The organism is Bacillus sp. FSL K6-1006 (assembly GCF_038593175.1).
Taxonomy (GTDB): Bacteria; Bacillota; Bacilli; order Bacillales; family Bacillaceae; genus Bacillus; species Bacillus safensis.
In genome coordinates this window covers 3453644-3477906 of sequence record NZ_CP151970.1, presented here as the reverse complement: position 1 = coordinate 3477906, position 24263 = coordinate 3453644, and the positions used below count along the sequence as shown (strand labels likewise).

Annotated in this window: 26 protein-coding genes; 20 read left to right on the top strand and 6 right to left on the bottom strand. The window is 43.3% G+C overall.

All coding sequences use genetic code 11. The features are described from left to right. The first annotated feature begins 482 nt into the window (after positions 1–482). The 6 genes from NSS65_RS18110 to NSS65_RS18085 all read left to right on the top strand — a co-directional run bounded on the left by NSS65_RS18110 (position 483) and on the right by NSS65_RS18085 (position 6442). Positions 483–761, top strand: a complete 279-nt coding sequence (locus NSS65_RS18110; protein ID WP_065214917.1) for a hypothetical protein — start codon at positions 483–485, stop codon at positions 759–761. Positions 762–813: 52 nt separating this feature from the next. Beyond that, entirely contained in the window at positions 814–1647 is an 834-nt protein-coding gene (locus NSS65_RS18105; RefSeq protein ID WP_034281297.1) for a PRD domain-containing protein, read from the top strand. A gap of 255 nt (positions 1648–1902) precedes the next feature. Beyond that, a complete protein-coding gene (locus NSS65_RS18100) occupies positions 1903–3291 on the top strand; it encodes a sucrose-specific PTS transporter subunit IIBC (RefSeq protein WP_065214916.1) in 1389 nt (462 codons plus the stop codon). Between the two features lie 19 nt (positions 3292–3310). Further along, entirely contained in the window at positions 3311–4768 is a 1458-nt protein-coding gene (locus NSS65_RS18095; protein ID WP_326135225.1) for a sucrose-6-phosphate hydrolase, read from the top strand. Positions 4769–4958: 190 nt separating this feature from the next. Then, positions 4959–5213 carry a hypothetical protein gene (locus tag NSS65_RS18090; RefSeq protein WP_024423823.1) on the top strand — a complete coding sequence of 85 codons (255 nt, stop codon included), beginning with the start codon at positions 4959–4961 and terminating at the stop codon, positions 5211–5213. A gap of 155 nt (positions 5214–5368) precedes the next feature. Further along, entirely contained in the window at positions 5369–6442 is a 1074-nt protein-coding gene (locus NSS65_RS18085) for a chitobiase/beta-hexosaminidase C-terminal domain-containing protein (RefSeq protein ID WP_070326152.1), read from the top strand. Positions 6443–6489: 47 nt separating this feature from the next. On the opposite strand, the gene NSS65_RS18080 is transcribed toward NSS65_RS18085, so the two are convergent. Both NSS65_RS18080 and NSS65_RS18075 read right to left on the bottom strand, forming a co-directional pair. Then, on the bottom strand, positions 6490–7299 hold the full coding sequence (locus tag NSS65_RS18080) for a bifunctional hydroxymethylpyrimidine kinase/phosphomethylpyrimidine kinase (protein WP_024426411.1): 810 nt from the start codon (positions 7297–7299) through the stop codon (positions 6490–6492). Positions 7300–7424: 125 nt separating this feature from the next. After that, entirely contained in the window at positions 7425–7739 is a 315-nt protein-coding gene (locus NSS65_RS18075) for a general stress protein (protein WP_024426410.1), read from the bottom strand. A gap of 128 nt (positions 7740–7867) precedes the next feature. Between NSS65_RS18075 and NSS65_RS18070 the strand changes: the two genes are divergently transcribed. Then, positions 7868–8695, top strand: coding sequence for a glycosyltransferase family 2 protein (locus NSS65_RS18070; RefSeq protein WP_024423819.1), 828 nt, complete (start codon positions 7868–7870; stop codon positions 8693–8695). Beyond that, a complete protein-coding gene (locus NSS65_RS18065; protein ID WP_034281289.1) occupies positions 8692–9372 on the top strand; it encodes a uracil-DNA glycosylase in 681 nt (226 codons plus the stop codon). Before NSS65_RS18070 ends, NSS65_RS18065 begins: the two co-directional genes overlap by 4 nt. Positions 9373–9405: 33 nt before the next feature. Here the strand turns inward: NSS65_RS18065 and NSS65_RS18060 are convergent, their stop codons facing one another. After that, entirely contained in the window at positions 9406–10764 is a 1359-nt protein-coding gene (locus NSS65_RS18060; protein WP_326135228.1) for an aldehyde dehydrogenase, read from the bottom strand. 170 nt (positions 10765–10934) lie between these two features. Between NSS65_RS18060 and NSS65_RS18055 the strand changes: the two genes are divergently transcribed. From NSS65_RS18055 to NSS65_RS18045, 3 genes are all read left to right on the top strand, one after another. Then, positions 10935–11267 carry a YwdI family protein gene (locus NSS65_RS18055; RefSeq protein ID WP_217008675.1) on the top strand — a complete coding sequence of 111 codons (333 nt, stop codon included), beginning with the start codon at positions 10935–10937 and terminating at the stop codon, positions 11265–11267. Between the two features lie 33 nt (positions 11268–11300). Next, positions 11301–12608 carry a purine/pyrimidine permease gene (locus NSS65_RS18050; protein WP_034281286.1) on the top strand — a complete coding sequence of 436 codons (1308 nt, stop codon included), beginning with the start codon at positions 11301–11303 and terminating at the stop codon, positions 12606–12608. Between the two features lie 70 nt (positions 12609–12678). Further along, the gene (locus NSS65_RS18045) at positions 12679–13050 is read left to right on the top strand and encodes a DUF423 domain-containing protein (protein ID WP_025093833.1); all 372 of its coding nucleotides are present in this window, start codon (positions 12679–12681) and stop codon (positions 13048–13050) included. 41 nt (positions 13051–13091) lie between these two features. Here NSS65_RS18045 and NSS65_RS18040 read toward each other — a convergent pair whose 3' ends face one another. From NSS65_RS18040 to NSS65_RS18030, 3 genes are all read right to left on the bottom strand, one after another. After that, the gene (locus NSS65_RS18040; RefSeq protein ID WP_024423814.1) at positions 13092–13709 is read right to left on the bottom strand and encodes a cupin domain-containing protein; all 618 of its coding nucleotides are present in this window, start codon (positions 13707–13709) and stop codon (positions 13092–13094) included. A 129-nt stretch (positions 13710–13838) separates the two neighbouring features. Then, positions 13839–14369, bottom strand: coding sequence for a spore coat protein GerQ (gene gerQ, locus NSS65_RS18035; RefSeq protein WP_024426405.1), 531 nt, complete (start codon positions 14367–14369; stop codon positions 13839–13841). 193 nt (positions 14370–14562) lie between these two features. Continuing rightward, the gene (locus NSS65_RS18030; RefSeq protein ID WP_242026008.1) at positions 14563–15228 is read right to left on the bottom strand and encodes a YIP1 family protein; all 666 of its coding nucleotides are present in this window, start codon (positions 15226–15228) and stop codon (positions 14563–14565) included. Between the two features lie 184 nt (positions 15229–15412). Here NSS65_RS18030 and NSS65_RS18025 point away from each other — a divergent pair, with 184 nt between their 5' ends. From NSS65_RS18025 to rfbB, 9 genes are read left to right on the top strand one after another with little or no spacing between them, the layout of a single operon-like run. Next, positions 15413–16183 (top strand): glycosyltransferase family 2 protein, encoded by a 771-nt coding sequence (locus NSS65_RS18025; protein ID WP_041115894.1) that lies wholly within the window; start codon positions 15413–15415, stop codon positions 16181–16183. Positions 16184–16189: 6 nt separating this feature from the next. Beyond that, positions 16190–17602, top strand: a complete 1413-nt coding sequence (locus NSS65_RS18020; RefSeq protein ID WP_070326149.1) for a CDP-glycerol glycerophosphotransferase family protein — start codon at positions 16190–16192, stop codon at positions 17600–17602. A gap of 21 nt (positions 17603–17623) precedes the next feature. Further along, a complete protein-coding gene (locus NSS65_RS18015; protein WP_041115442.1) occupies positions 17624–18802 on the top strand; it encodes a DegT/DnrJ/EryC1/StrS family aminotransferase in 1179 nt (392 codons plus the stop codon). After that, positions 18799–19674, top strand: a complete 876-nt coding sequence (locus NSS65_RS18010) for a GNAT family N-acetyltransferase (RefSeq protein ID WP_070326147.1) — start codon at positions 18799–18801, stop codon at positions 19672–19674. The genes NSS65_RS18015 and NSS65_RS18010 overlap by 4 nt, the downstream gene beginning before the upstream one ends. Position 19675: 1 nt before the next feature. Next, positions 19676–20800 (top strand): N-acetylneuraminate synthase family protein, encoded by a 1125-nt coding sequence (locus NSS65_RS18005; protein ID WP_326135230.1) that lies wholly within the window; start codon positions 19676–19678, stop codon positions 20798–20800. Further along, positions 20790–21530 (top strand): glycosyltransferase family protein, encoded by a 741-nt coding sequence (locus NSS65_RS18000; RefSeq protein ID WP_041115448.1) that lies wholly within the window; start codon positions 20790–20792, stop codon positions 21528–21530. The genes NSS65_RS18005 and NSS65_RS18000 overlap by 11 nt, the downstream gene beginning before the upstream one ends. Further along, positions 21527–22555 carry a glycosyltransferase gene (locus NSS65_RS17995; protein ID WP_041115450.1) on the top strand — a complete coding sequence of 343 codons (1029 nt, stop codon included), beginning with the start codon at positions 21527–21529 and terminating at the stop codon, positions 22553–22555. Before NSS65_RS18000 ends, NSS65_RS17995 begins: the two co-directional genes overlap by 4 nt. Before the next feature lie 2 nt (positions 22556–22557). Beyond that, positions 22558–23298, top strand: a complete 741-nt coding sequence (locus tag NSS65_RS17990; RefSeq protein ID WP_041115453.1) for a sugar phosphate nucleotidyltransferase — start codon at positions 22558–22560, stop codon at positions 23296–23298. Beyond that, on the top strand, positions 23295–24260 hold the full coding sequence (rfbB, locus tag NSS65_RS17985; protein WP_211043659.1) for a dTDP-glucose 4,6-dehydratase: 966 nt from the start codon (positions 23295–23297) through the stop codon (positions 24258–24260). Before NSS65_RS17990 ends, rfbB begins: the two co-directional genes overlap by 4 nt. Positions 24261–24263 lie beyond the last annotated feature (3 nt).

Here is a 24263-nt window from a genome sequence, read left to right as displayed (position 1 = left end):
CTGTGTTTTTAGGGAGATAGCCTTTCTTTTTGTGGATAAATAGGAAAGATTCACTGCCCGTTATTAAGTATTCAATACGTTGAAAACAATTCCTTTACTAAAATGGTCTTATTTTACATAGTTATAAAGAACTATTTTGTTTATAAAGTCGCACTTATTCACAAATGTCTGTTGATAACTCAATTATTCAGATGCATATATGGAAAATAAAAAATTTACATACACAAAATCTAGTAAGAGGGTGTTGATATGTGGATAAACCCTGTTGATAAGGTGTGCTTATCTTTGGGATAGCGTGTGCATAAAATTTTCATTGAAACATCCAGGCACATGATGATCTTCTGCACTTTTCAACAAAACTTCTGAAAACTAGTTGGTTTTTTCACCCAGATTGTGACAAACCTCTCTTTTTTCTCGGGATATGATAGGAGCAGTTGTTTTGCTAGAGCTGCTAGATTCTAAGAAAAGCGGAGGGATGTTCAGTGAAGAAATTAAAAAGCTGGTTGAGCGTATGGTTTGGTTTTATGATGAATGTGCTTGTGAACCCTGGTGTGATGATGAAACAGCAAGGGTTTCAGGCGGCCGCGGCGAATGCCGGATTCTTTGAAGTAGTGAAAGAGAGAGAGCTGGAGAAACTGGCAGAAGAACATAAGAAGAAACGCAGGATAGAGAAGCGGTTTACTCAAAGTCTGATGATGCTTGAAGAGAAGACGATGCGAGAGGCGCGTGCTGGTCCGCTCTTACCTTTACAGAAAAAGTGAAACAGGGTAAAATCCCACATAAGAAATGTTATCTGCTGGGAGAGGATACCCCTTGAAGATATATAAAATATTGAATAACAACGCAGTGATTGTGAAGGAGGGCGATCAGGAGAAAATTGTGATGGGACCCGGAATTGCTTTTCAGAAGGGGAAAAATGACGTCGTTCCTCTTCAAAAAATAGAGAAAATCTTTGTTGTGCGTGAAGAAAATGAGAAATTCAAACAAATTCTTGCCACATTGCCAGAAGCGCATATTGAGGTGGCAGAGCATATCATCAGTTATGCAGAGGGTAAACTCATGATGCCGCTCAGTGATCACATTCACATATCACTGACTGATCATTTGTCCTTCGCCATTGAACGCCTTCAAAAAGGCATTGTGTTATATAATAAATTGCTTGGTGAGATCAAAGTCTTATATAAGCAGGAATATGAGATTGGAAAGTATGCCATTCGTTATGTAAAGGAGCGGCTTGGGGTTGAACTGCCGGACGATGAGGCAGGATATGTGGCACTTCATATTCATACGGCCAAAATGAATACGGAGTCCATGAAAAAGACCGTGAAATATACAACGATGATCAAAGAAATGATCGAGCATATTGAAAGATATTTTCAGCATTCAATTGATGAGGATAGTATTTCCTATCAGCGGCTTGTGACACATTTGAGGTATGCATTAGGCAGGTTGGAATCAAATGAGGCATTTCAAATCATGGACGAAGACATGCTGATTTTTATCCAAACAAAGTATGATACAGCGTACCGGTGTGCACTTGGACTTGCTGATTTGTTAAAAGATGAATATGGGCTTCATCTCCCTGAATCGGAGATCGGCTACATCACGCTGCATGTCCAGCGTCTGCAGGAAGCCGAATTGGTTTAAAATGATGTGCCTGCATGCAGGCTTTTTTTTATGCACACTACTCTTATTAGTGTATATGGATCATTGGATTTGAAAAAAGAGGTTGACGCATGTCACAGTCTTATACTATGATGAAAGCGTCATCAAAATTTGATACCGCGGGATTGTGACTGTCAGGCAGGCAAGACCTAAAATTTGCGTAACGAGGGGACGTGTATGTCCTTTACTCGTTGGTGAATTTTAGGTCTTTTTTGCTTTAAAAAAGGAGGAAACTTCATGGATTATCAAAAAACAGCCAAAGAATTAACAAAACTGTTAGGCGGCAAAGAAAATGTCATCAGTGCTACGCATTGTGCAACAAGACTCAGATTGGTGGTGAAAAATGAGGATTTGATTGACAAAGAGGCCATTGAAGAACTTGAAGGTGTAAAAGGGGCTTTCTCAAGTTCAGGACAATTTCAAGTCATTTTTGGAACGGGATCTGTCAACAAAGTATATGAACCATTTGCTCGTGAGACTGGTCTTGAGACTGGCGACGAGAAACAAAAGCCTGTCAGCCATGATGAAGCAGTGAAACAAAAAATGAATCCACTTGCGCGTTTTGCAAAGACGTTATCGAATATTTTTGTACCGATCATTCCAGCAATTGTGGCAAGCGGTTTGTTAATGGGTCTCTTAGGTATGATGAAAGCCTTCAAATGGGCTGATCCAAGCTCTGCGATCTTCCAAATGCTTGATATGTTCTCAAGTGCAGCCTTTATCATTTTGCCGATTTTAATTGGGGTCAGTGCAGCGAAAGAGTTTGGCGGAAATCCGTATTTAGGGGCTGTCATAGGGGGAATTATGATTCACCCGAATCTGCTTAATCCGTGGGGATTGACGGAAGCAAAACCTGAATATATGCATTTATTCAATATTGATATTGCTCTTCTTGGTTACCAAGGGACGGTTATTCCAGTGTTATTGACCGTATATATCATGTGCCTTGTTGAGAAGAATTTAAGAAAAGTCGTTCCGAACAGTATTGATTTACTTGTGACCCCATTTGTGACGGTGATTGTCACTGGATTTGTGACATTTATTGCAGTTGGACCGCTTGGAAGAATGCTTGGTACAGGCATTTCGAATGCACTGACATTTATTTATGACCATGCAGGGTTCTTAGCAGGACTCATTTTCGGCGGTGCTTACTCTTTAATTGTGCTCACAGGGGTTCACCATAGCTTCCATGCGATTGAGGCAGGATTGCTGAATGATATTGGGCGTAACTATTTGCTGCCAATCTGGGCAATGTCCAATGTCGCTCAAGGCGGGGCAGGATTGGCTGTTTTTTTCATAGCCAAGCGTGCAAAAACAAAAGAAATTGCCCTTCCTGCTGCCTTCTCTGCTTTTTTAGGAATTACTGAGCCTGTTATATTCGGTGTAAACCTCCGCTATCGTCAACCATTTATTGCGGCGATGATTGGAGGAGCATTGGGCGGGGCATTTGTAGTTTTCACGAAGGTAGCAGCCAATGCTTATGGTTTAACAGGCATTCCGATGATTGCGATTGCAGCACCATTCGGTGTTCAGAATGTGGTCAATTATGTGATTGGTATGTTAATCGCTGTTGCTGTTTCATTTATTCTCACTATCATTTTTAAAATAAAAGAAGTCGAAAAATAATCAAGGAGTGGTCACAGTCATGACAACTACTGACGCAGCACTTCGTCAAAAGATAGCAGACCGTATTCGAAACTATGAGCATTTGGTCAAAAAGGATGTGTACCGGCAGCATTTTCATTTGATGCCGCCAGTCGGTCTTTTAAATGATCCGAATGGGCTGATTCAGTGGAAAGGAATTTACCACGTCTTTTATCAGTGGCAGCCATTCAAAACGGGGCATGGTGCAAAATTCTGGGGGCATTACACATCGACAGATCTAGTCAATTGGCAGCACGAAGAAGCCGCTCTTGCCCCAAGTGATTGGTTTGATCAAAACGGCTGTTATTCTGGCAGTGCATTTATAGACGATGGACAGATGCATGTGATGTACACTGGAAACGTTCGGGATGAACAAGGGAACCGTGAGACGTATCAATGTTTAGCTGTTTCGGAAGATGGTATTCACTTTCAGAAAAAAGGTGTCGTGGCAACACTGCCGGAAGGGTTCACTGCTCATTTTCGAGATCCAAAGGTATGGAAGCGAAATGGCCAGTGGTACATGGTCCTTGGTGCACAAAGCTTAGACCTGAAGGGACACCTTGTCTTATTTACCTCTGATACGTTAGATAATTGGACGTTTCAAGGCACGATTGCAGGCAGCGGAAAGAATGGTTTAGACAATTTCGGCTATATGTGGGAATGTCCAGACCTGTTTGAATTAGACGGCCGGGATGTATTGATTGTGTCACCGCAAGGGCTAGAGCCGGATGGCTTAAAATATCACAACACACATCAATCAGGCTATTTTGTTGGCACATTGGATGATCATTCCTATCAATATACACACGGAGCGTTTGAGGAGCTGGACCGCGGCTTTGACTTCTATGCGCAGCAAACCTTTCTAGACGAATCAGGCAGACGACTTTTAATCGGGTGGATGGGGGTGCCTGATCAAGGAGAAGAACATCATCCGACCATTTCTTATCAATGGATACACTGCCTCACGATCCCGAGAGAGCTCCGTTTAGATGAGGATGGACATCTGATTCAAAAACCAGTAAGTGAACTTCAATCCATGCGGACCAATGAACAAGAGCATGTTTTTCATATTAAACGTTCTGTTCATTCCATCCCTGTAGAGGATATTACGAGCGCAGAGGTATTCATTGATCAAATTGACACACAAAAAGGGTTTGAATGCTGTATCCGTGCAGCAGCACGCATCATCTATGATAAAGAGGAAGGGAAGCTGACATTAGAGCGGGATCGATTTGAAGATCGATCAAAGGAAGTTCGTGAAGTAGTCATAGAGGAATTACACGACCTTCATATCTTTATCGACTCATCGTCGATTGAGATTTTTGTAAACGGAGGCCGAGAAGTTTTTACTGCACGTTACTTTCCTTCCCCGGGAAATAAATCGATCTCCATCAGTGGAAGAAATGAAACAAAGCTGACATTGAAGACATGGCATTTACAAAAAGAAGCAGGTCGTTGATCTGCTTTTTTCTAGTGAGATCAGCCTGTAACTTAAAGCCTATAGCGTGTATATACAAGGTTGGCCTAAAGCGGTTTGATGACGTTTTACATATATGATAACAGGTGGAATTATGGTATCATTTTAAAATATATACAGCTGAGGCTGACGTTTATCCAAATGCGGTAGGACAAAAAAAGGGGTTGTTTACTTGAATTCAAAACAGCAGCCGACGACTAGAAAACGCTTGGAGACAATGGCAGATCATGTTGAAGATAAACGTGAAGAATATAAAGAATTGCTCATTCAAGTTCAATCTATTCTCGGTGAACCTTCTTTAGAGCAGGAAGAAGTGAAAGAGAAGCTGTCAGATACGTATAAACAAATGAAAGAATATGCTTTATTTGTTGAATCCATTGAAGCCTTTATTCGAAAAATGGCGAAAGAGTCCGATCAGCAAAAATAGGCATTCATGTATGGATAAAAGAGTGTACTCGGAAGCGGGTACGCTTTTTTAATTCAATAAGATTAATCAGAAATTTAAATGAAAGCGTTGACATTTATATTGTCATGATCAATAATAAATAAAAATTTCATCTGAGCATGTACAGGAGGAACGATATGAACTATACAACCAAGAAATGCCTGATCACCTTTATTATTGTCCTGTTTTCTATGAGTTTTCTTTTTCCTTCCGTTTCTTCTGCCCGAAATCATACGTCGTCTGCTGCGTCAACTGCTTCAGTCCCGTCTGGTCAATATTATCGTTCACAAGAGGTAGCTCTGCATTCTCACGTTCAAAAAGCTTCTCTTTATTACACAACAGATGGCAGCCAGCCGACAACTCATAGTCAGTTATACAAAAAGCCCATTCATATCGAAACTGATACGACTTTAAAAGTAAGCGCTTACAAAAATAGGCATCGACTTGCTACATCTACGTACAATTATCGTTTTGTCACACGAGAGGATATCGCATCATCCTTTTTATCTTTTGAATATCAAGGAATGCCTTATCGGTTGTACATTCCGAAAAATCATAAGAGGGGTAAAGCCTATCCTTTAGTCCTCTTCTTACATGGAGGCGGGGAGAGGGGGACAGACAATCAAAAGCAGTTACTTGCGAATGATGGTGCAGTTTTATGGGCTTCTCCTGAAGTTCAAAAGAAACATCCTTCGTATGTACTTGCACCTCAGGCGCGAAATGCTGTCGATGGAGGCTTTGCATTAACAAGAAATGTGCAAAATGAAATTGATCTGACGAATGTGTTTCAATTTTCACCAGATTTACACAAAGCTTATGATGTCCTTCAGCATGTGTTAACTTCTTATCAGATTGACCAGAAAAGAATTTATGCGACGGGTTTATCACAAGGTGGATTTGGCACGTACCAGTTGAACATCACATATCCTCGTTTGTTTGCAGCGATGATTCCTATTGCGGGGGGTGCAGATCCGAGCAAGGCGGGAATTTTAGCGAGCAAGCCAATATGGGCATTTCATGCAGAGGATGATTCCATTATCCCTATCAGCTATGCAAGAAATACAATTCAAGCTATTCAAAAAGCTGGCGGCCAGCCGCTTTATACGGAGTATGCAAGCAAGTATGGATATGACCATGCATCATGGACGCCTGCTTATGAGACGCCAGGCTTAACAGATTGGCTGTTTGCGCAGAGACGAAGCTTTCGATAAACAAAAACCGATTCACCTTCTAACAAGGCGAATCGGTTTTTTCTGTTTTATTTGTCAAAACGATGAGCAGAATGCTTTGTTGGTCCGATGTATTCGTTTAGCTGGAAAGAGCCTTTAATGGCAGCCGTGATGAATTCTTTTGCTGCATAAATGGCTTCTTTCACGTCTGATCCATTCGCTAGTTCAGCTGTGACTGCTGCTGAGAATGTGCAGCCTGCGCCGTGTGTGTATTCTGTGTCGATTTTATCTGTTTCAAGGCGTTCGAAGGTTTGTCCATCATAAAGCAAATCGATGGCTTTGTCTTCGCTGAGCTTACCGCCTCCAGTGATTACCACATACTTTGCACCAAGTTCGTGAATGCGTTTTGCTGCTTCTTCCATTTGTTCGATCGTTTTGATCTCGCCGATTCCGCTTAATTGACCTGCTTCGAAAAGATTAGGTGTGATAACGGTTGCCAGTGGCGTGAGCTTTTCACGCAATGCTTCCGCGTGCTCTGGGTAAAGGACTTCGTTCGCCCCCTTACAAACCATGACAGGATCAATGACGACATTTTTTAGGTCATATGTTTTGATGGTGTCAGCTGCAAGCTCAATCACGTCGACGGTTGGAAGCATACCCGTTTTCAGCGCATCTACACCAATACCTTCTACAATGGTAGAGAGCTGCGCGCGAATTGTCGCCGTATCAATTGGAAACACCTGATGATCCCAATGATTATGAGGGTCCATTGCAACGACAACGGTTAAAGCTGTCATCCCGTAGACGTTTTTTTCTTGAAACGTTTTTAAATCTGCTTGGATACCTGCACCGCCGCTTGAATCCGAACCAGCGATGGTGAGTGCTTTATTCATAGACATAGTTGCTGAACCTCCAATGTGATGTGTAACAGTTACTGTTCTATCCCTTATTATAATCAGCTTTTCCATTTATCACAATGAAACGGCATAAAAAAGCGTTCCTCTCATCGGAACGCCTCCCTTTCTTACCTTTTACAAATCACCAATTTCCCTTTTTTTAGTTCATCTAAAAGGGTTAAGGCTAACTCTTGATCGGCCCCAGTTGACATCATTTTGGCCATCAGTTCATCATCCCGGGTACGAATGACATTGGCGACTTGATCCAAAATCCCTTGATCGACCGCAGTCATGCTTTTGGCATCTGTATACTCCGTTACGGTATCAGAGCGTTCTGGGTCGTACGCAAAAACAAAAACAGCGTCTTTTGATGAACCCGATGAATGAATGTGGTCAATGGTCTGTTTTGCTTCTTTACTATTTTCCACCGTGATATATTCCATCATGATCACTCCTTTTCATCAAAAATTCCCATTTTCCCATCAAATCAAACCGCCTTTTATATCATGAGAAGAAAGTCAATTTATGTTTTAATGGAAAAAGACGAATCTATTAAAGGAGTAAGCTGCATATGAAGATTTCCTTATTAATTGTGACACATAACCGGCTCAGCGCACTGTGTGAGCTGCTTGAATCCATTACAAGACAAACCGTACAGCCTTTTGAAATTGTTGTCGTCAATGATGCAGGAGAGCGAGTCGACATCATTCAGGAACTTTACCCTGAGCTTCCGATCCGCTTGATTCATTTAGATGAGAATGTCCAGCATGTAAATGCCAGAAATGTGGGGGTGCGGGAGCTGACAGGAGACGTCATCATGCTGAGTGACGACGATGATTACTTCACACCTTGTCATATCGAACGCATGAGCAAGGCGCTGGAAGATGCCGATTTTGTCTTTTCTGATGCAGAAATTGTATCATTTGAAGAAAAAGGCGCGACCCGTTTCCCGCTGTCGAGGCGTTTGTTTGCTTATACAGCGGATATTGAGGATATGCGTGTCTTTTCTACATATGTTCCTTCGGGCAGTATGTACAAACGCTGTATACACGATGAGATTGGCTATTTTGATCCAGCGATGCATCATTATTGGGACTGGGACTTCTTTTTGCGTGTATCACAGCATGCCCGAGTCAAACGAGTGCCAGCGGCGAGCGTGATCTATGCGTTTTTTGACGGCGGTGGAAATCAGTCTAGTGATCTGGGTGAAACAAGGAAAAACTACTTAGATGATTTAAGTGAAAAGCATGAACTGGGCGATCTGCCGACAGCGAACTTTGCGATATTATTAGAAGAACCAGCGATGAAAAAAAGAGAATCAGAGAGTGAGATTGTGTGGGATGGAAAACCGATGATCTCCAGACTAGCGCAGCAAGTAGAAGGAGGAAAACCACAATGAAGCCATTTTTAAATGATAGCTGGTGGGCTGTGATGAAAAGTGAATTTGAACAGCCGTATTATCAGGAATTACGTGAATGGATGAAGGAAGAATATCGCACGCAGACCGTTTTTCCAAAACCAGATGACGTGTATCGTGCTCTTCATTTGACGTCATATGAAAAGGTCAAAGTGGTGATTTTAGGACAAGACCCTTATCATGGCCCAGGGCAGGCACATGGATTAAGCTTTTCTGTTCAGCCGGGCGTCAAACATCCGCCATCTTTGAGAAATATTTTTCAGGAGCTACAGGATGATCTTGGCTGTCCTGTTCCAAACCACGGTTCACTTGTCAGCTGGGCAGAGCAGGGTGTGCTGCTCTTAAACACTGTGCTGACTGTGAGAAGGGGCGAGGCGAATTCTCATAAAGGCAAGGGCTGGGAACGAGTGACAGACCGCGTGATTGATGTGCTGAATCAGCGTGAGCAGCCTGTCGTTTTTGTGTTATGGGGAAGACATGCTCAAAACAAGAAAGAACGCATTGATCAAAACAAGCATTTCATCATTGAGTCACCTCATCCAAGTCCTTTTTCTGCAAGAAACGGCTTTTTTGGCAGCCGGCCGTTTTCAAAGGTAAACGCGTATTTAAAGCAAATGGGGATTGAAGAAATCAATTGGTGTATCAAGGATATTGAATGAAAATAGGACGAGGGGAGAGCCCCTTCGTCCTGTTTATTTTAAAAATTTGCGGACCAAGTCGAGTCCATTTTTCGCATTTGGATAACGGAAGGAAAAATCGAAGCGATTGGTTTGCCGCAGGACGCTTTTTTCATGCGTAAAAGTAAAGAAGCTTTCCTTCCCGTGATATCGCCCCATGCCGCTTTCGCCGACGCCTCCGAATGGCAGGTAAGGGGTAGCGACATGCATAAGCGTGTCATTGATACATCCTCCGCCAAATGAGAGGTTGTCTAGAATATAGGATTCTGTTTCTTTATTTGTTGTAAATAAGTAAAGCGCAAGCGGCTTCGGTCTTGCTTTGATCATATGAACTGCCTCATGCAGAGAATCAAAGGTCATGACAGGCAGAATCGGTCCGAAAATTTCCTCCTGCATGACAGGATCTTCCCATGTGATGTTGTCTAAAATGGTCGGAGCGATTTTGAGCTCCTGTTCATTGCGCTGTCCACCTGTGACGATCGATCCATTTGAGAGAAATTGTGTAAGCCTGTCAAAGTGACGCTGGCTGACATTTTTTCCAAAGTGCGGATGCGTTTCGGGATGTTCACCATAAAAGTCACGGATACAGGCTGTCATTTCTCGCAAAAGTTCCTCTTTGATGGATTCATGAACGAGCAAATAGTCTGGTGCAATGCAGGTTTGCCCTGCATTGGTGAACTTTCCAAAGGTGATCCGCTTCGCTGCCAGCTTGATGTCGGCATCAGGCATGACGATGCTGGGACTTTTTCCGCCAAGCTCAAGTGTGACAGGGGTCAAATGCTTTGCGGCGGCTTCCATGACGACTTTGCCAACTGCCACACTTCCAGTAAAGAAGATATAATCAAAGGGCAGTTTCAGCAGTTCTGTACTGACTTCAACACCGCCCTCTACGACAGCCGCATGGTCTTCTTGAAATACACGTTTGATGATAGTGCTGATCACTTGTGAGACTGCCGGCGTCAGCTCAGACGGCTTTAAAATCACGGCATTTCCCGCAGAAATCGCACCGACTAATGGAGAAAGGGCCAATTGGAAAGGATAGTTCCAAGGAGCAATGATGAGCACAGTTCCATAAGGTTCCTTGATAATCATGCTTTTTGAACCGATATGAGTCAGCGGTGTTTTCACGCGAGTTGGCTTCGCCCATTTGTGAAGGTGCTTGATGGTATGATTGATTTCTTCATACACCATCCCAATCTCTGTTGTATAGGCTTCCTGTTCGGATTTATGTAAATCATGGGCTAAGGCCTGTAATATATCCTTTTCATGCTGTTTGATTGCTGCTTTTAAATCTTGAAGAATGCGGATGCGTTCTTGAACCGCCGGCTTCTGAAAGACTTTTTGTTTCTGAAATAGAGCAGTAAGCTTGTCCATTATTCAATCCCTTCATAGACGATTTTGTTTCTTTTATTATGTGTGAATGAAGATGAGGGGTCAAATAAGAGAGTCATGAGCGCACTGCTTTGAAAAAATGAACCCATTTGGTTTGTTCATTTGGTAAAATAATGTTGAAAAGAGATTTTTTTAGATTGGAGGGTCTACCCTTGAATATTCATATATCAAGCCTGCTTCAAAAAATGGAGGAAGCGGTTCAAAAAGCAAAACAAAGTGGAAATGATGAAGAGGTGAAACGTCAAGTAGCGGCCATTTCTTCACTATGTGATGTCATTCTCGACGCACCATCAAAGGTGCAAATGCCGCAGTCGCCGGCCATCTCACCACCTCCATCGATACATACACCATCAGCGCCACCTGTGACTACAGATCAAGCCATGCTTGAGAAACTCATGGGCACAAGTGGTGCGAAGAAATTTCAGCAAAATGATGAGGGTCAAAAAGAGAAGGACGGGAACGGCGACTCTATTTTTGATTTTTAATGGTCTTGTCACGACAAAGGGAAGGTGATCGGTTTGAAACTATTTTTGGGCGCCATTCAGTGGATGGCATTTTTTATCGCAGCTTCTATTGCCGTACCAATTGCTATTGCACAAGCATTTGAATTGAATCAAGTGCAATCGGCGGAGCTGATTCAAAGTACTTTCTTTTCACTTGGTCTTGTGGCAATGGTGCAGTGTTTATGCGGCCATATGCTGCCGATCAATGAAAGTCCAGCAGGGCTTTGGTGGGGTGTGTATACCCTTTATGCCGGCATGACAGGTACAATCTTTGCGACGTATCCTGAAACCCTGCAAGCATTACAAGGGGCTTTAATTTTTAGTGCTGTTTTCTTTTTTATTTTCAGTTTATTTAAAATCATCAATTGGCTCGCGTCTTTATTTACGCCAGTCGTCACAGGCATTTACCTGCTGCTGCTTGTTGTGCAGCTAAGTCAGCCAATCATGAAAGGGCTGATGGGCATCGGCTATCGGGGAAATCAGGTGGACGGGCTTGTCTTTTGCTTATCGATCTTGATTATTATCCTCACCTTCATGATCAGCCGCTCAAAATGGCATTACTTGAGGCAGTTTTCTGTGTTATTCGCACTTGCAGGCGGATGGCTGTTATTCGCTCTACTCGGATTGGCGAAGCCGGTTCGAATTCCAGAACAAATCATCGAGTTTCCGAAGCTGTTTCCATTCGGTATGCCGGTCTTTGACAGCGGATTGCTTGTCACGTCCTTTTTTATAACGATTTTACTCATTGTGAACATGCTGGCAAGTATTCGAATTGTGGAAAGTTCAGTGAAGGCATTTGGTGAACTGCGTGAGCGGAAAAGAGCACGACCTGCTGGTTTTGTCGCAGCATTTGGTCATTTATTAAGCGGGCTGATCGGGGCGATTGCGCCTGTACCTATTTCGGGGGCAGCAGGATTTATCCAGACAACCAAAATTCCTTCGAGAAAGCCTTTTTTCATAGGAAGTCTGCTTGTTGTTCTCATTAGTTTGTTTCCCCTGCTCATGAGCTTTTTCTCTGCATTGCCATCACCTGTGGGGCTTGCTGTAAACTTTGTGGTCTTCTCTTCTATGATTGGGATTGCGATGTCGGAGTTTGATCAGTATGAGAAAGAAGAAGTCCCGCGGATTCGCTTTGTTCTTGGGATTGCTGTTTTAGCAGGCGTAGGGGCGATGTTTGTGCCTCAGGGGGCCTTGAAAGGGATGCATCCTGTGCTCATTTCATTATTAAGCAACGGTCTTGTTCTAGGCACACTCATTGCGATCGTGGTCGACCAAGTCTTGTTACGAAAGAAAAAGAAATCCGACAATCTCGTGTCAACGTAAAGGGAAAGTTGAATGTCGCCCTTCACCCGCGCTATGATAAATATAATTGACGAGATAAGGAGAATGACGAATGAAACTATTTTTCATTTTAGGTGCTATTAACGCCATGCTTGCTGTTGGACTTGGAGCCTTCGGTGCGCACGGTCTAGAAGGGAAAATCCCTGAAAAATATATAGAAATATGGAATAAAGGTGTTCAATATCAGATGTTCCATGCCATTGGCTTATTTGTTGTCGCTTTTCTTGCAGATAAGCTGTCAGGTGTCTCCTTGGTTCCTGCCGCTGGCTGGGTGATGCTTGCAGGCATCCTTTTCTTCTCAGGAAGCCTTTATGTGCTGGCATTGACGCAGGTGAAGATTTTAGGAGCCATTACTCCTATTGGCGGAGTAGCATTTATCGCCTCTTGGATCATGCTTGTCATTGCAGCAGCAAAAAATTTATAAGCCAATAAACCGATGCTCTCATAGGGGCATCGGTTTTTTTCTTAACTCCAGTAAGGGGTATAGTTGGGCGGTGCTTGATAATATGGGACGTAGTGAGATGGAGGGACAGGATGTGTTTGAGACTCTTCCTCCCGGTGGCAAAATGGTCCGATAAACACACTTGGTTTCACAGGCTTTATCGCCTGCTTCCACTGTGTTTCGTTCATGCAATAAGTATGGGCCATGATGTGAGAAGGGGTGAGGGTGAGAAGGTCTGAGCCTAGGATCACTTCAGGTGTAGATGCGTTAAAAATGGCTAACAAATGAGTTCTGTCTTGGAGAGCGACTTCATAGTGCCACCAGCCTTGAGGCACGTTTGCCACCTGTCCAGGTGTGATGGTGTAGGTGTGCAGTTTTTTTGTGAATGGATTCAGCATCGATACGGCAGCAGAACCGGCTATACAATAAACAAGCTCTGCGGCATTTTGATGATAATGAGGCTCTACGACTTTGCTTTTACTCAAATATATATCCAGCAGGGACACTTGATCCAACGAGTTTAATTGTTTTTTTCCTAACACATTAATCAGGTTATGCTGATCGAATTTCACAAGGGGGCTTTGATTCAGATCGTATGAAAATTTGACATTTGGTGATGTATAATCCAGCTCAACAGTCATTGATGTCACCTCTAGGCTTTTGATAAAAACTACTAGGCATCTTATGAGCAGCGCCCTAGAGGTGTGACAAAAACCTAGACAAAAGAAAAAAGCAAGGGCACCTGAGCCTTGCTTTTGCCATGCTTGACGTTATCTCGGAGAATACGTAGACATGGAGTATGGATAGTCGTATTGAATTTCCCCATCAAACGTAATGTAATCAAGATAGATCGTTAATAGTAAGTATCGTGTTCCTGTCTTATTATCACTAATGATAATGTGGTCACGTCCTGCAGCTTCAATGACGCCTCTAAAAATCTTCGAATTCCATTCCTTGCTCGCCTCAAATGTCATATAAATCGTGGCTACCTTGCCGCGGTTCAATCGTAAAATATTTTCAATATAGGACTGCTCAATAGGCAGCTGCCCGGTGACATTCTGCTGATAAACCGGTCCAGAAGGAATTTGATATGGCTGACCGCCGCCCTGCGTTCCTTGGCCTCCTTGTGAAGTGCCGGTAGACGGCATTGGCGAAAACCCCTGCTGCATTTGACCCTGCGTTTGGGGAGGGACTGAATAACCCATCTGCTGCGCAGGATACGGATTTGCTCCATATTGTTGCTGGCGAAAATCTTGACCTTCGAAACCCGAACCTTGCCCAAATTGATTTTTCAATTTCATAACGTTCCTCCTCTTTCCTCATGGTGTTCTAAACAGAAGGCGCTAAAGCACCTGTTGTTTCCATAGCATTCTTTCTCTCTTTCACACTATGAGACAGGAGGGGAGAATATGTACATTGAACGAAAAAAAGGAACTGCTATGCAATTCCTCAGCGTGAAGACAATCCCTCGTATTCTATCGGTACTCGTCTTTTTTACATGATCCAGTTTATAGCGTGCTGAATATCAAATAAAAGTGTCATGATGAGAAAAAACGCGGCGAGCGGTGTAATCACAATGATGAAGGCTTGCCATAATCTGAGCTTCATCACAGCGACAATGCCTAAAACAGCCATTCCCAATATCCACGTCTTTGCATATGCTTCCGTAAGAGGTAAAAGATCGAGATAATACCATACTTCATAATGCTGATCTAAATATGGTGAGATTTTAACAAACGTATACGGACCAAGCATCCCAACAGTGAAAATCCAAGTAAGTGAAAATAAAGCAGAAGGGAAAAAGACCGTCAGTGTGCAGGCTTTGAGTATATCTCGATATGCCGTTTGACAGTCGAAAAAGAGACGGCCTAACCATTTAATCAGAAGGACACCGAAAAATAGAATCATATTGCCTGCCAAAATACCATATCCCGCTCCTTGTAACAGAATAAAAGGGAATGGAATATGATTGCCCATATACTCGCTAAAATACCCTTCGTAGATCCAGCCCGTACCGGCGATACTTGCAAGGAGCATCATCAGCCAAATGGGAATATTGGAATGTTGATATGAGCGAATAATCGTTTTTGTCGCGACGAAAATTTTAAAAAATCGAAAAAATCCTTTTACTTCCTCTTCTTGGGAGTGATCATTCTTCATAGCTTCCAATGTTCTTTACTCCTTTAATACACACAAATGATTACTTATATTACCAAAAATTTCGCATTTTTCAAAGATAGATCAATAAAAAAATCCAATTTTATAAAAAATAGGTCACTCTACAGTCTCTTTAAGAGGAGGCACATATGATAAACATAGTTTGAAAGAGACCGAGGTGAAAACTTTGACAAAAGTAACTGTCATTATGACGAGCTACAACAAGGCGGCTTACGTCGGCAGATCGATTGAAGCGGTCCTGCAGCAGACGCTGTCAGACTTTGAACTTTTTATCATGGATGATGGATCAAATGAAAAAACCCTTGCTGCGATTGAACCGTTTCGCAAAGATCCCCGCGTTCACTTTATCCAAAGCGGTGTCAAAACGCTGGAAGAGAGAACAGCGAAAACTCGCTACGCCGTGCTGATTAATCAAGCATTAGAACTGGCAAAGGGCGAGTATATTTCCTATGCCACAGATGACAATGTCTATGCCCCGGACCGTTTAGAGAAGCTCACTCATTATCTAGATGCCCATCCAGGTAAAGAGATTGTCTATTCTAGTTCTAAAGTGATCTATTTAAATAGCAAAAAAGAGCCAGTGAAGGAAACGATTCGGCCGGCGCAAACAGTGCAATGGAATGCCCCCTGTGCCATAGATCATTGCTCGGTCGTACATCGTGCATCCATTTTATCAAAAATTCATGCTGAATTTGGGTCTTACTGGGACGAGAGTCCGCATTTTTATCGGATAGGGGATGCCCGTTTCTTTTTTCGGTTAAATCATTTTTATCCGTTCTATCCCTTTGATGAAATATTAGATACAAATTACATCACAGAACAGTCCATTCATTATCAGCTGGCAGAAGAAGAGAAAAGTGCCTTTATTCAAGCACTTCCCGAGCAGTCTACCTGCTGGGAGCTTCGCAGTATATTAAAACAAAAACATGGGAGGTGACCTGAAGTGTCGCACTATATTCATCATTATTGGCAGGTGTACTTTGAGTATGTGAATCTGATGAAGGATTTGTCCTACAAGCAAATTCCTCTTGGGTTGATCAGTAATTTTTATCAATATATCAGTCCTGAAGTGAGGGAACGCATGGAAGATGAGGCATTCGGTCAAGAACTGACAACCGCTTGTCCATTACCGGAAGAGATTCAGCCATTTTTTGATCAGCATAAGCAGCAGATTAAGCGTATCGCTTATCGTCCGGCGAATGGAAAGGTATTGCTTCACTTTGAACACCTGCGTTTTACGGAACAAAATTACACGCGGTTCCATCCAAACCAAACGGTGGTGCTCGCTCGCTGGAAGAAGGCGGATTATTATGGATTACCCGTGATCAGTAAGCCGGAATTAGCCGGAGAGGTTAATAAAGAAGCCCACGCTGAATATATTGAAAAAGCAAATGCTCTCCTTAAACCTTACGCTCACCACCCTGTCTTTGGCAATGTCTTTTTTAGAGAAAAGCTGCGGAAGGACATTGTGCAATTTATTGATGTCATTGACCAAATAGAAATGCTATTTCAAATGCAGCCGATTGCAGCTGTCATTGTTGGAACGACGGAGGATGCTTATAGCCGCGTACTCGCTTTGCAAACAGTGAAACGCCAGCTTACGAGTATCTGTCTTCAGCACGGTGCGCTTATGGGAGACGAAGCCTTTTTACCGATTTTCACGACTTGCCATGGGGTGTTTGGAAAGTATGAAAAGGACTGGTATGTAGATAAAGGCTGTCAGCCGGAACAGGTGGAAATCACAGGTCATCCGAGGTTTGATTTGGTGAAGGAGCGAACGCCGCTTCAACAGGATCTCATTTTTCGTAAATTGAACTTCAGTCCGGCTAAAAAGACCGTGCTTGTGGCAACGCAGCCATTTTCTGAAGCCTTTTATGGCGATGTTCTTAAAACGATCGCCAAACGGAAAGACATTCAGCTGATCATGAAGCCGCATCCTTGGGAAATTGCTCGAAATCGATTAAATGACTATGTGACTATTGAACGAGCGGGAAATCATGTGAAATTGATTAAAAAAGAAATTGACCTGTATGACTTGCTGCCATATGTGGATATCGTGATTACGCTCACATCAACAGTTGGTCTTGAAGCCATGCTTTTTGAAAAGAGTGTGCTGATCGGGAAAATGACAGAAGGCAGAAGATACCCATATTACGAGTCGCTTGGCAGCTATCATATGGAAAACCCTGTTGAACTAGCTGAGAAAGCCATTCGTATTTTGTCGGATGAACAAGAGATGAAACTGGCAAAGCAGCAAGGAGCTCAGTTCATTAAACAACATTATCCGCATGCGCGATCTATCGATGTTCTGCTTTCTCTGCTCAAAACAAAAACCGGTGTGGATTTTCAGAGATGAAGATAGGGGTGTGCAAGTGATATGGGAAAAAAGAGAGCACAATTTCTTCCTTATGCTCTGCCTTTCATTCAGCAGGAAGAAATTGATGAAGTCATTGGAACATTAAAGTCCGGCTGGCTGTCAACTGGACCAAAAGTAAGACAGTTTGAAGAGGAATTTCAGCAGCTGACAGGTGCAAAACATGCGATCGCTGTCAATTCATGTACGGCTGCTTTATTTTTAGCGTTAAAGGCAAGAGGGATTAGGGCTGGGGATGAGGTGATTACAACCCCTCTGACATTCTGCGCAACAGCCAATACGATTATCCATACGGGAGCAGCGCCTGTATTTGTCGATATTGATCCAGCGACACTCAACCTTGATGCAGAGAAACTAGAAGCGGCGATTACACCACACACAAAAGCAATTGTTCCTGTTCACTTTGCCGGTCAATCGTGCGATATGGACCGGATTTTAGCCATTGCCAAAAAGTATGATCTATTTGTACTTGAAGATGCTGCCCACGCTCTTTACACAACGTACCACGGTCAGCCCGTTGGATCCATTGGTGATGCGACCGCTTTTAGCTTTTATGCAACGAAAAACCTAGCGACTGGTGAAGGCGGCATGCTGACAACAAATGATGATGCGCTTGCGGCTCGGATTAGAAGACTAGCGCTCCATGGGATGAGCAAGGGAGCGTGGAATCGTTATGGAGAAAAAGGAACGTGGTATTACGAGGTCGAGGAACCAGGCTATAAAATGAACATGTTTGACGTGCAGGCATCGATAGGGCTTGTTCAACTAAGCCGACTAGATGACATGCAGGCGCGGAGAGAACAGATTGCAAAAGCATACAATCAGGCTTTTCAAAAAGAAGCGGGTCTGATCCTGCCGCCTGTGCATCAAGAAGGAAGACATGCATGGCATTTGTATGTACTGCAAGTGAATCCAAAAGAAGCATTTATCACGCGTGATGAACTGATTGATCAGCTGCAAAAGGAATATAAAATCGGCACGAGTGTTCACTTTATCCCTGTTCACTTGCATCCATACTATCAAGAAACATATCACTATTCACCGGAGGATTTTCCTGAGTCACTTGCATACTACAAGCAGACGCTCTCACTGCCGCTCTATCCAAGTATGACAGATGAAGATGTGCAGGATGTTATCACAGCGGTGTTGTCTATTTTAAAAGAACAGAAGGCATTATCATGAAGGTCGTTCATGCTGTAGATGATCAGGTGCTGGCTTCTTGGCTGGAGAAATACGGTCAACAAGCGGAACAAATGAACGGCTTCAAGCAGTTTGCTCTTGTTAATGGCGCACAGCTAAAGGCAGTCCTGTTATATGAATGGTCAAAATGGGAAAGCGGCATTTTTCATCAGCATATTTTTCATGTGAAGTTTGTCGAAGCGGAGTCAGCGTCTGCTTTTCAAGAATTGATGGAGCGTTTCATCAATTGGATGAGAACAGAAAAATGCGATTTTTTCTTTTTACGTCTTGAAGCGTCTGATCTTGAAAAAAACCGCATCGTCCAAAGGCTGTCACATGTGTACTATGTGGGCGGTCTCACTCGCCTTGAGGCGCCGCCTGTTCAAATGGAGATGCCATCTACAGGTGAAGATGTGGTCATCAGTCTGCCGGATGAAAAGGATTACGATGAGGCGGTGTCACTTGCTCATCAGGCGTTTGTGAAAAGCCGGTATGCACTTGATCCTTTTTTAGATCAGAATGCCGTCCAGCATTTCTTTCAGGAATGGATGAGAAACAATTTACTCGGACGTGCAGATATCAATCTCGCAGCAAAGGTGAATGATGAAGTCATTGGTTTGATTCAAGGGGTGACAAAGGACGATGAACTGGTACTTGATTTATTGTCCATTAGAGCGGATGCACAAGGAAAAGGGATCGGGAAAAAGCTCGTGATGGCGATGATTAACGCCTCTCATGAGAGCGGGCATCGGTTTATGTCTGCCGGAACTCAGATGCATAACACAACCGCGATTCAGCTGTACGAAAAGCTGGGCTTTAGAACAAAAAATGCCTTCTTGTATTACCATGTGTGGCCGAAAAAAGGAGAGAGGTAAGATGGCGCATTTCTATATCGGAGATCGCAAAGTAGGGGATGGCGCGCCTGTCTTTATCATTGCAGAGGCGGGCATTAACCATGATGGAAAGCTGGATCAGGCGCTTGCTTTAATTGATGTGGCAAAGGAAGCAGGTGCCGATGCGGTGAAGTTTCAAATGTTTCAAGCTGATCGGATGTATCAAAAGGAACCGGGTTTGTACGAAACAGCCAAAGGGGAAGAGGTGTCTATTTTTTCTTTAGTGGAACAAATGGAGCTGCCGCCAGAATGGCTCCCGGTGTTATTGTCACGTTGCGCGGAAAAAGGGCTGATATTTTTAAGCACAGTGTGTGACGAAGAATCTGCGGATCTATTGAATCAAACCGATCCGCCGGCTTTCAAGCTGGCATCCTATGAAATCAATCATTTGCCTCTTATGCGTCACACGGCATCTTTTCAAAAGCCCATCATATTCTCAACAGCCGGGGCAACCATTTCGGATGTCCATGAAGCATATGAGGCGATTACAAGCGAGCACAATCAGCAGGTCGCTATCATGCATTGCGTAGCAAAGTATCCAGCACCTAGAGCTTACACGAATCTCCGCGTGCTTCAAACCTTAGCTGCTGCATTTCCCGAGGCAGTCATTGGCTTTTCTGATCATAGTGAGCATCCAACTGAAGCGCCTGTGGCCGCTGTGAAGCTTGGGGCAGCAATCATTGAAAAGCACTTTACAGTCGATAAAACGTTACATGGGGCTGATCATTCCTTTGCTCTTGATCCTGAAGAATTGAAGGAAATGGTTCAGCATATTCGAGCGGCAGAAAAGCAGCGGAATCTAACAGAAGCTGACACTCATTCAGTGCCAGAAGAGCTCCTTGGCAGTTCTTATAAAACGACAACAGCTATTGAAGGCAAGATTCGTGAATTTGCGTATCGAGGCATTTTTACGACAAAAGGCATTGCGAAAGGCGAGACATTGACCGCAGAAAATCTAGCCGTGTTACGTCCAGGACAAAAAAGCCAAGGTCTGCATCCAAGGTATATGGCGGTTTTACTTGGCACAAAGGCTGTCAGAGATATCCCAGCCCATACAGGGGTTTCGTGGAAAGATGTACTCATGCAGGAGACGCCAAATGATCAATGATGTCCTTTTTGTCATACAGGCGAGAATGGGCTCAACAAGGCTGCCAAAAAAGGTAATGAAACCGATCGGCGGTATGGCGCTGATCGACCTGATTGTTGAACGAGTAAAGCAATCAGATCATTACAATCACAAATCGCAGAACCTCATGATCGCCACAACAGTTGAGGCAGAAGATGATCTGCTGGCTCATTATTGTTTATCAAAGGGCTATAAAGTATTTCGTGGCAGTGAGGCGGATGTACTGCAGCGATTTGCGCAGATTGTCCGTCATTTTGAACCACAAACCATTGTGCGTTTAACAGGAGATAACCCATTTATAGATCCAGTCCTTTTGTCGAAAATGCTTGAAAAACATAGACAAGAGAAGGCTGATTACACGTATACGGCTGGAACGCCACTCGGTATTTCCGGGGAAATGATCGACGCACAGATTTTAAGTGAAATCGACAATTTTCCCCTTACGCAGCCAGAGCGTGAGCATGTCACGCTCTATATCAGAAAGCATCCTGAGCAATTTCACCTGCAATTATTCACACCGCCCAAAGAACTTGCATATCCTGCTTATCGATTCACGATTGATACAGAAGAAGATTATGTGTTTGCGACCCGTTTACTAGAGAAAGCTGGCGGCTCCATTGCTGTGCCTACGGCTGAACTCATCACCATTTGCGAACAAGACCCTGATATTGTTCGGCTGAATCAATTTGTGAAACAGAAGGATGCTGAATGAACAAGAAAATCATGATTGTTGTGTATGGTGGGTTTTTAAGAGGGATGGGTCATGTCGTCAGAATGAAACGGCTGGCAAATCAACTGCTTCAAGAAGGAAACGACATATCTTTCTATACAAATGAACAGATCTGTGTAGAAATGCTCTCAGGTCCAGATTGGCACGTTCATTTGGTGCAGGAGTCGAAGGCATTCCTTCAGATGGAGCAGGACATAAAAGAGCTGAATCCAGATCTTCTGCTGATTGATGTACTTGATTGTGACCTCCAATTTCTTCAATTAGTCAAAGCATCCTCCAGCTCTGCCAGGCTGGTCTTATTCGAAGAAAAAAGAGCAGAAGCTTGTCAGCTTGCCGATGCTGTCGTGAACGGCATTTATGGCGGTCTGGACGAAAAGTACATGCAAGTAGATGGGACAGAATATTTTTATGGAACACCTTATTTATTGTTAGATCAAGAGATAAGCCGATTAAAAGACACATATGAGGTTCGAAAAGAATGCAAAAAGGTGGTCATCAGCCTTGGGGGCAGTGACCCGCGTGGATTGTTATTAAAGACTGTATCAGCAATCCTCGAAGCGGACCACTTACACATTTTAGCGGTTACAGGAAAAGCCTCCCGCATTGAAGAACAAATAGAGGCTGAGCATATTCAATTCATTCGTCATACAGATCAATTACCTGCGCGTCTCTCGGAAGCTGATCTGGCAATAGTTGCTGGCGGGATGACATTATACGAGGCAGTTTGTATCGGAGTGCCCAGTATTGTCCTTTCACAAGTCGACCATCAAGCAGTGACAGCCGCTCGTTTTGCACAAAAGGGAGCGTGCCACCATCTTGGCTTAGGTGAACTTGTGGATGAAAAAGATATACGGTGTGCTGTGGAAAGACTGTCCAGCAGCTACTTTCTCCGCAGGAGCATCCATCTTAATGGACGGACACTTATTGATGGAAAAGGAATTGAACGAGTGAAAAACATTCTTATACACCTCATGAATCATCACCAAAAAGACTATAAGGATGTGTAGATGTGAAGGGAGTTATTTTAGCAGGAGGAAAGGGATCACGACTGGCGCCTTTAACGAAGATTTTCAATAAACATTTATTGCCGGTTGGTCCATATCCAATGATTTATTGGTCATTGTTCAAATTGAAGGAAGCAGGGATTTTAGATGTGATGGTCATATCACAAGAAGAACAAATCCCGTTGTTTCAAAAACTGCTTGAAAGCGATCAGGAATTGGGGATGAACATCGTATATCAGGTACAGCCTGAAGCGTCTGGGATATCAGACGGCTTATCCTATGCAAAGCCCTTTGTCAAAGGGGAGAAGTTTGTGCTGATGCTTGGTGATAATGTATTTGAGGATTCGCTAAACCCTTTTGTTGAAGCTTTTCAGCAGCAAGATAGAGGAGCCAAGGTTCTGTTGAAAGAAGTGGCAGATCCAAAGCGGTTTGGCATTGCAGAAATTGATGCCGCCCGTCAACAGATTTTATCAATAGAGGAAAAGCCGGAGCATCCGCGCTCATCCTACTGCGTCACGGGCATCTATTTTTATGATCAAGAAGTCTTTCAATATATTGAGAGAATCTCGCCGTCAGATCGAGGCGAATTAGAGATTACAGACGTGAACAATCTCTATATCTCAAATAGCCAGCTGACCTATGATATGTTAAAAGGGTGGTGGATTGATGCAGGAACACATGAATCTCTCCACGAAGCATCTGCGAAAATGTTTGAAACGATGAAGAAAAAAGAGGGATCCGAATGACGAAGTCTTATTTAATTACAGGCGGAGCGGGTTTTATCGGACTGAATTTTGTGAAGCTGCTACTTCAGGATACAAATGTCAGGCTCACCGTTTTTGATAAATTAACATATGCCAGTCATCCAGACGAGATGGATGAATTATTAAAGTTGTCTCATTTTCGGTTTATTCAAGGGGATATTACCCTTCAGCATGAGCTAGATCAAGCATTTGACGAAGTCTATGATGCGATCATTCATTTTGCGGCAGAATCGCATGTTGATCGCAGCATTGAATCGGCAGAGCCTTTTATTCAAACAAATGTCCTTGGAACGTATCGTATGCTTGAAGCTGTTTTAAATGGAAAGGCGAAAAAGCTCATTCATATTTCAACAGATGAAGTATATGGAGATTTGGAGCCAGATGATCCTGCTTTCACAGAACAAACACCACTCTCACCGAACAATCCTTATTCAGCAAGCAAGGCGAGTTCAGACCTGCTTGTAAAATCCTTTATCCACACTTACCAATTACCCGCGATGATTACACGATGCAGCAACAATTACGGACCGTATCAGCATGAGGAAAAATTAATACCGACCATTATTAGAAAAGCAGTCAATGGAGAGAAAATCCCGATTTATGGAGACGGCCAGCAAATTCGCGATTGGCTGTATGTAGAGGACCATGCGAGAGCTGTGAAGCAGGTACTCGAAAAAGGCACAGCCGGGCAGGTATACAATATTGGCGGCGGCAATGAGAAAACAAATCTTGATTTAACCAAAACGATTCTATCGCAGCTTGGAATCAGTCATGATCAAATTGCGTTTATTCAAGACCGAAAAGGACATGACAGACGGTATGCCATTGATGCAAGTAAGCTAAAAGGCGAGCTCGGCTGGACGCAGGAGACGTCATTTGAAGAAGGTATCGAAAAAACGATCAATTGGTATCGAACCAAATACGATCAGAGCGAAGAAGGGTGACGG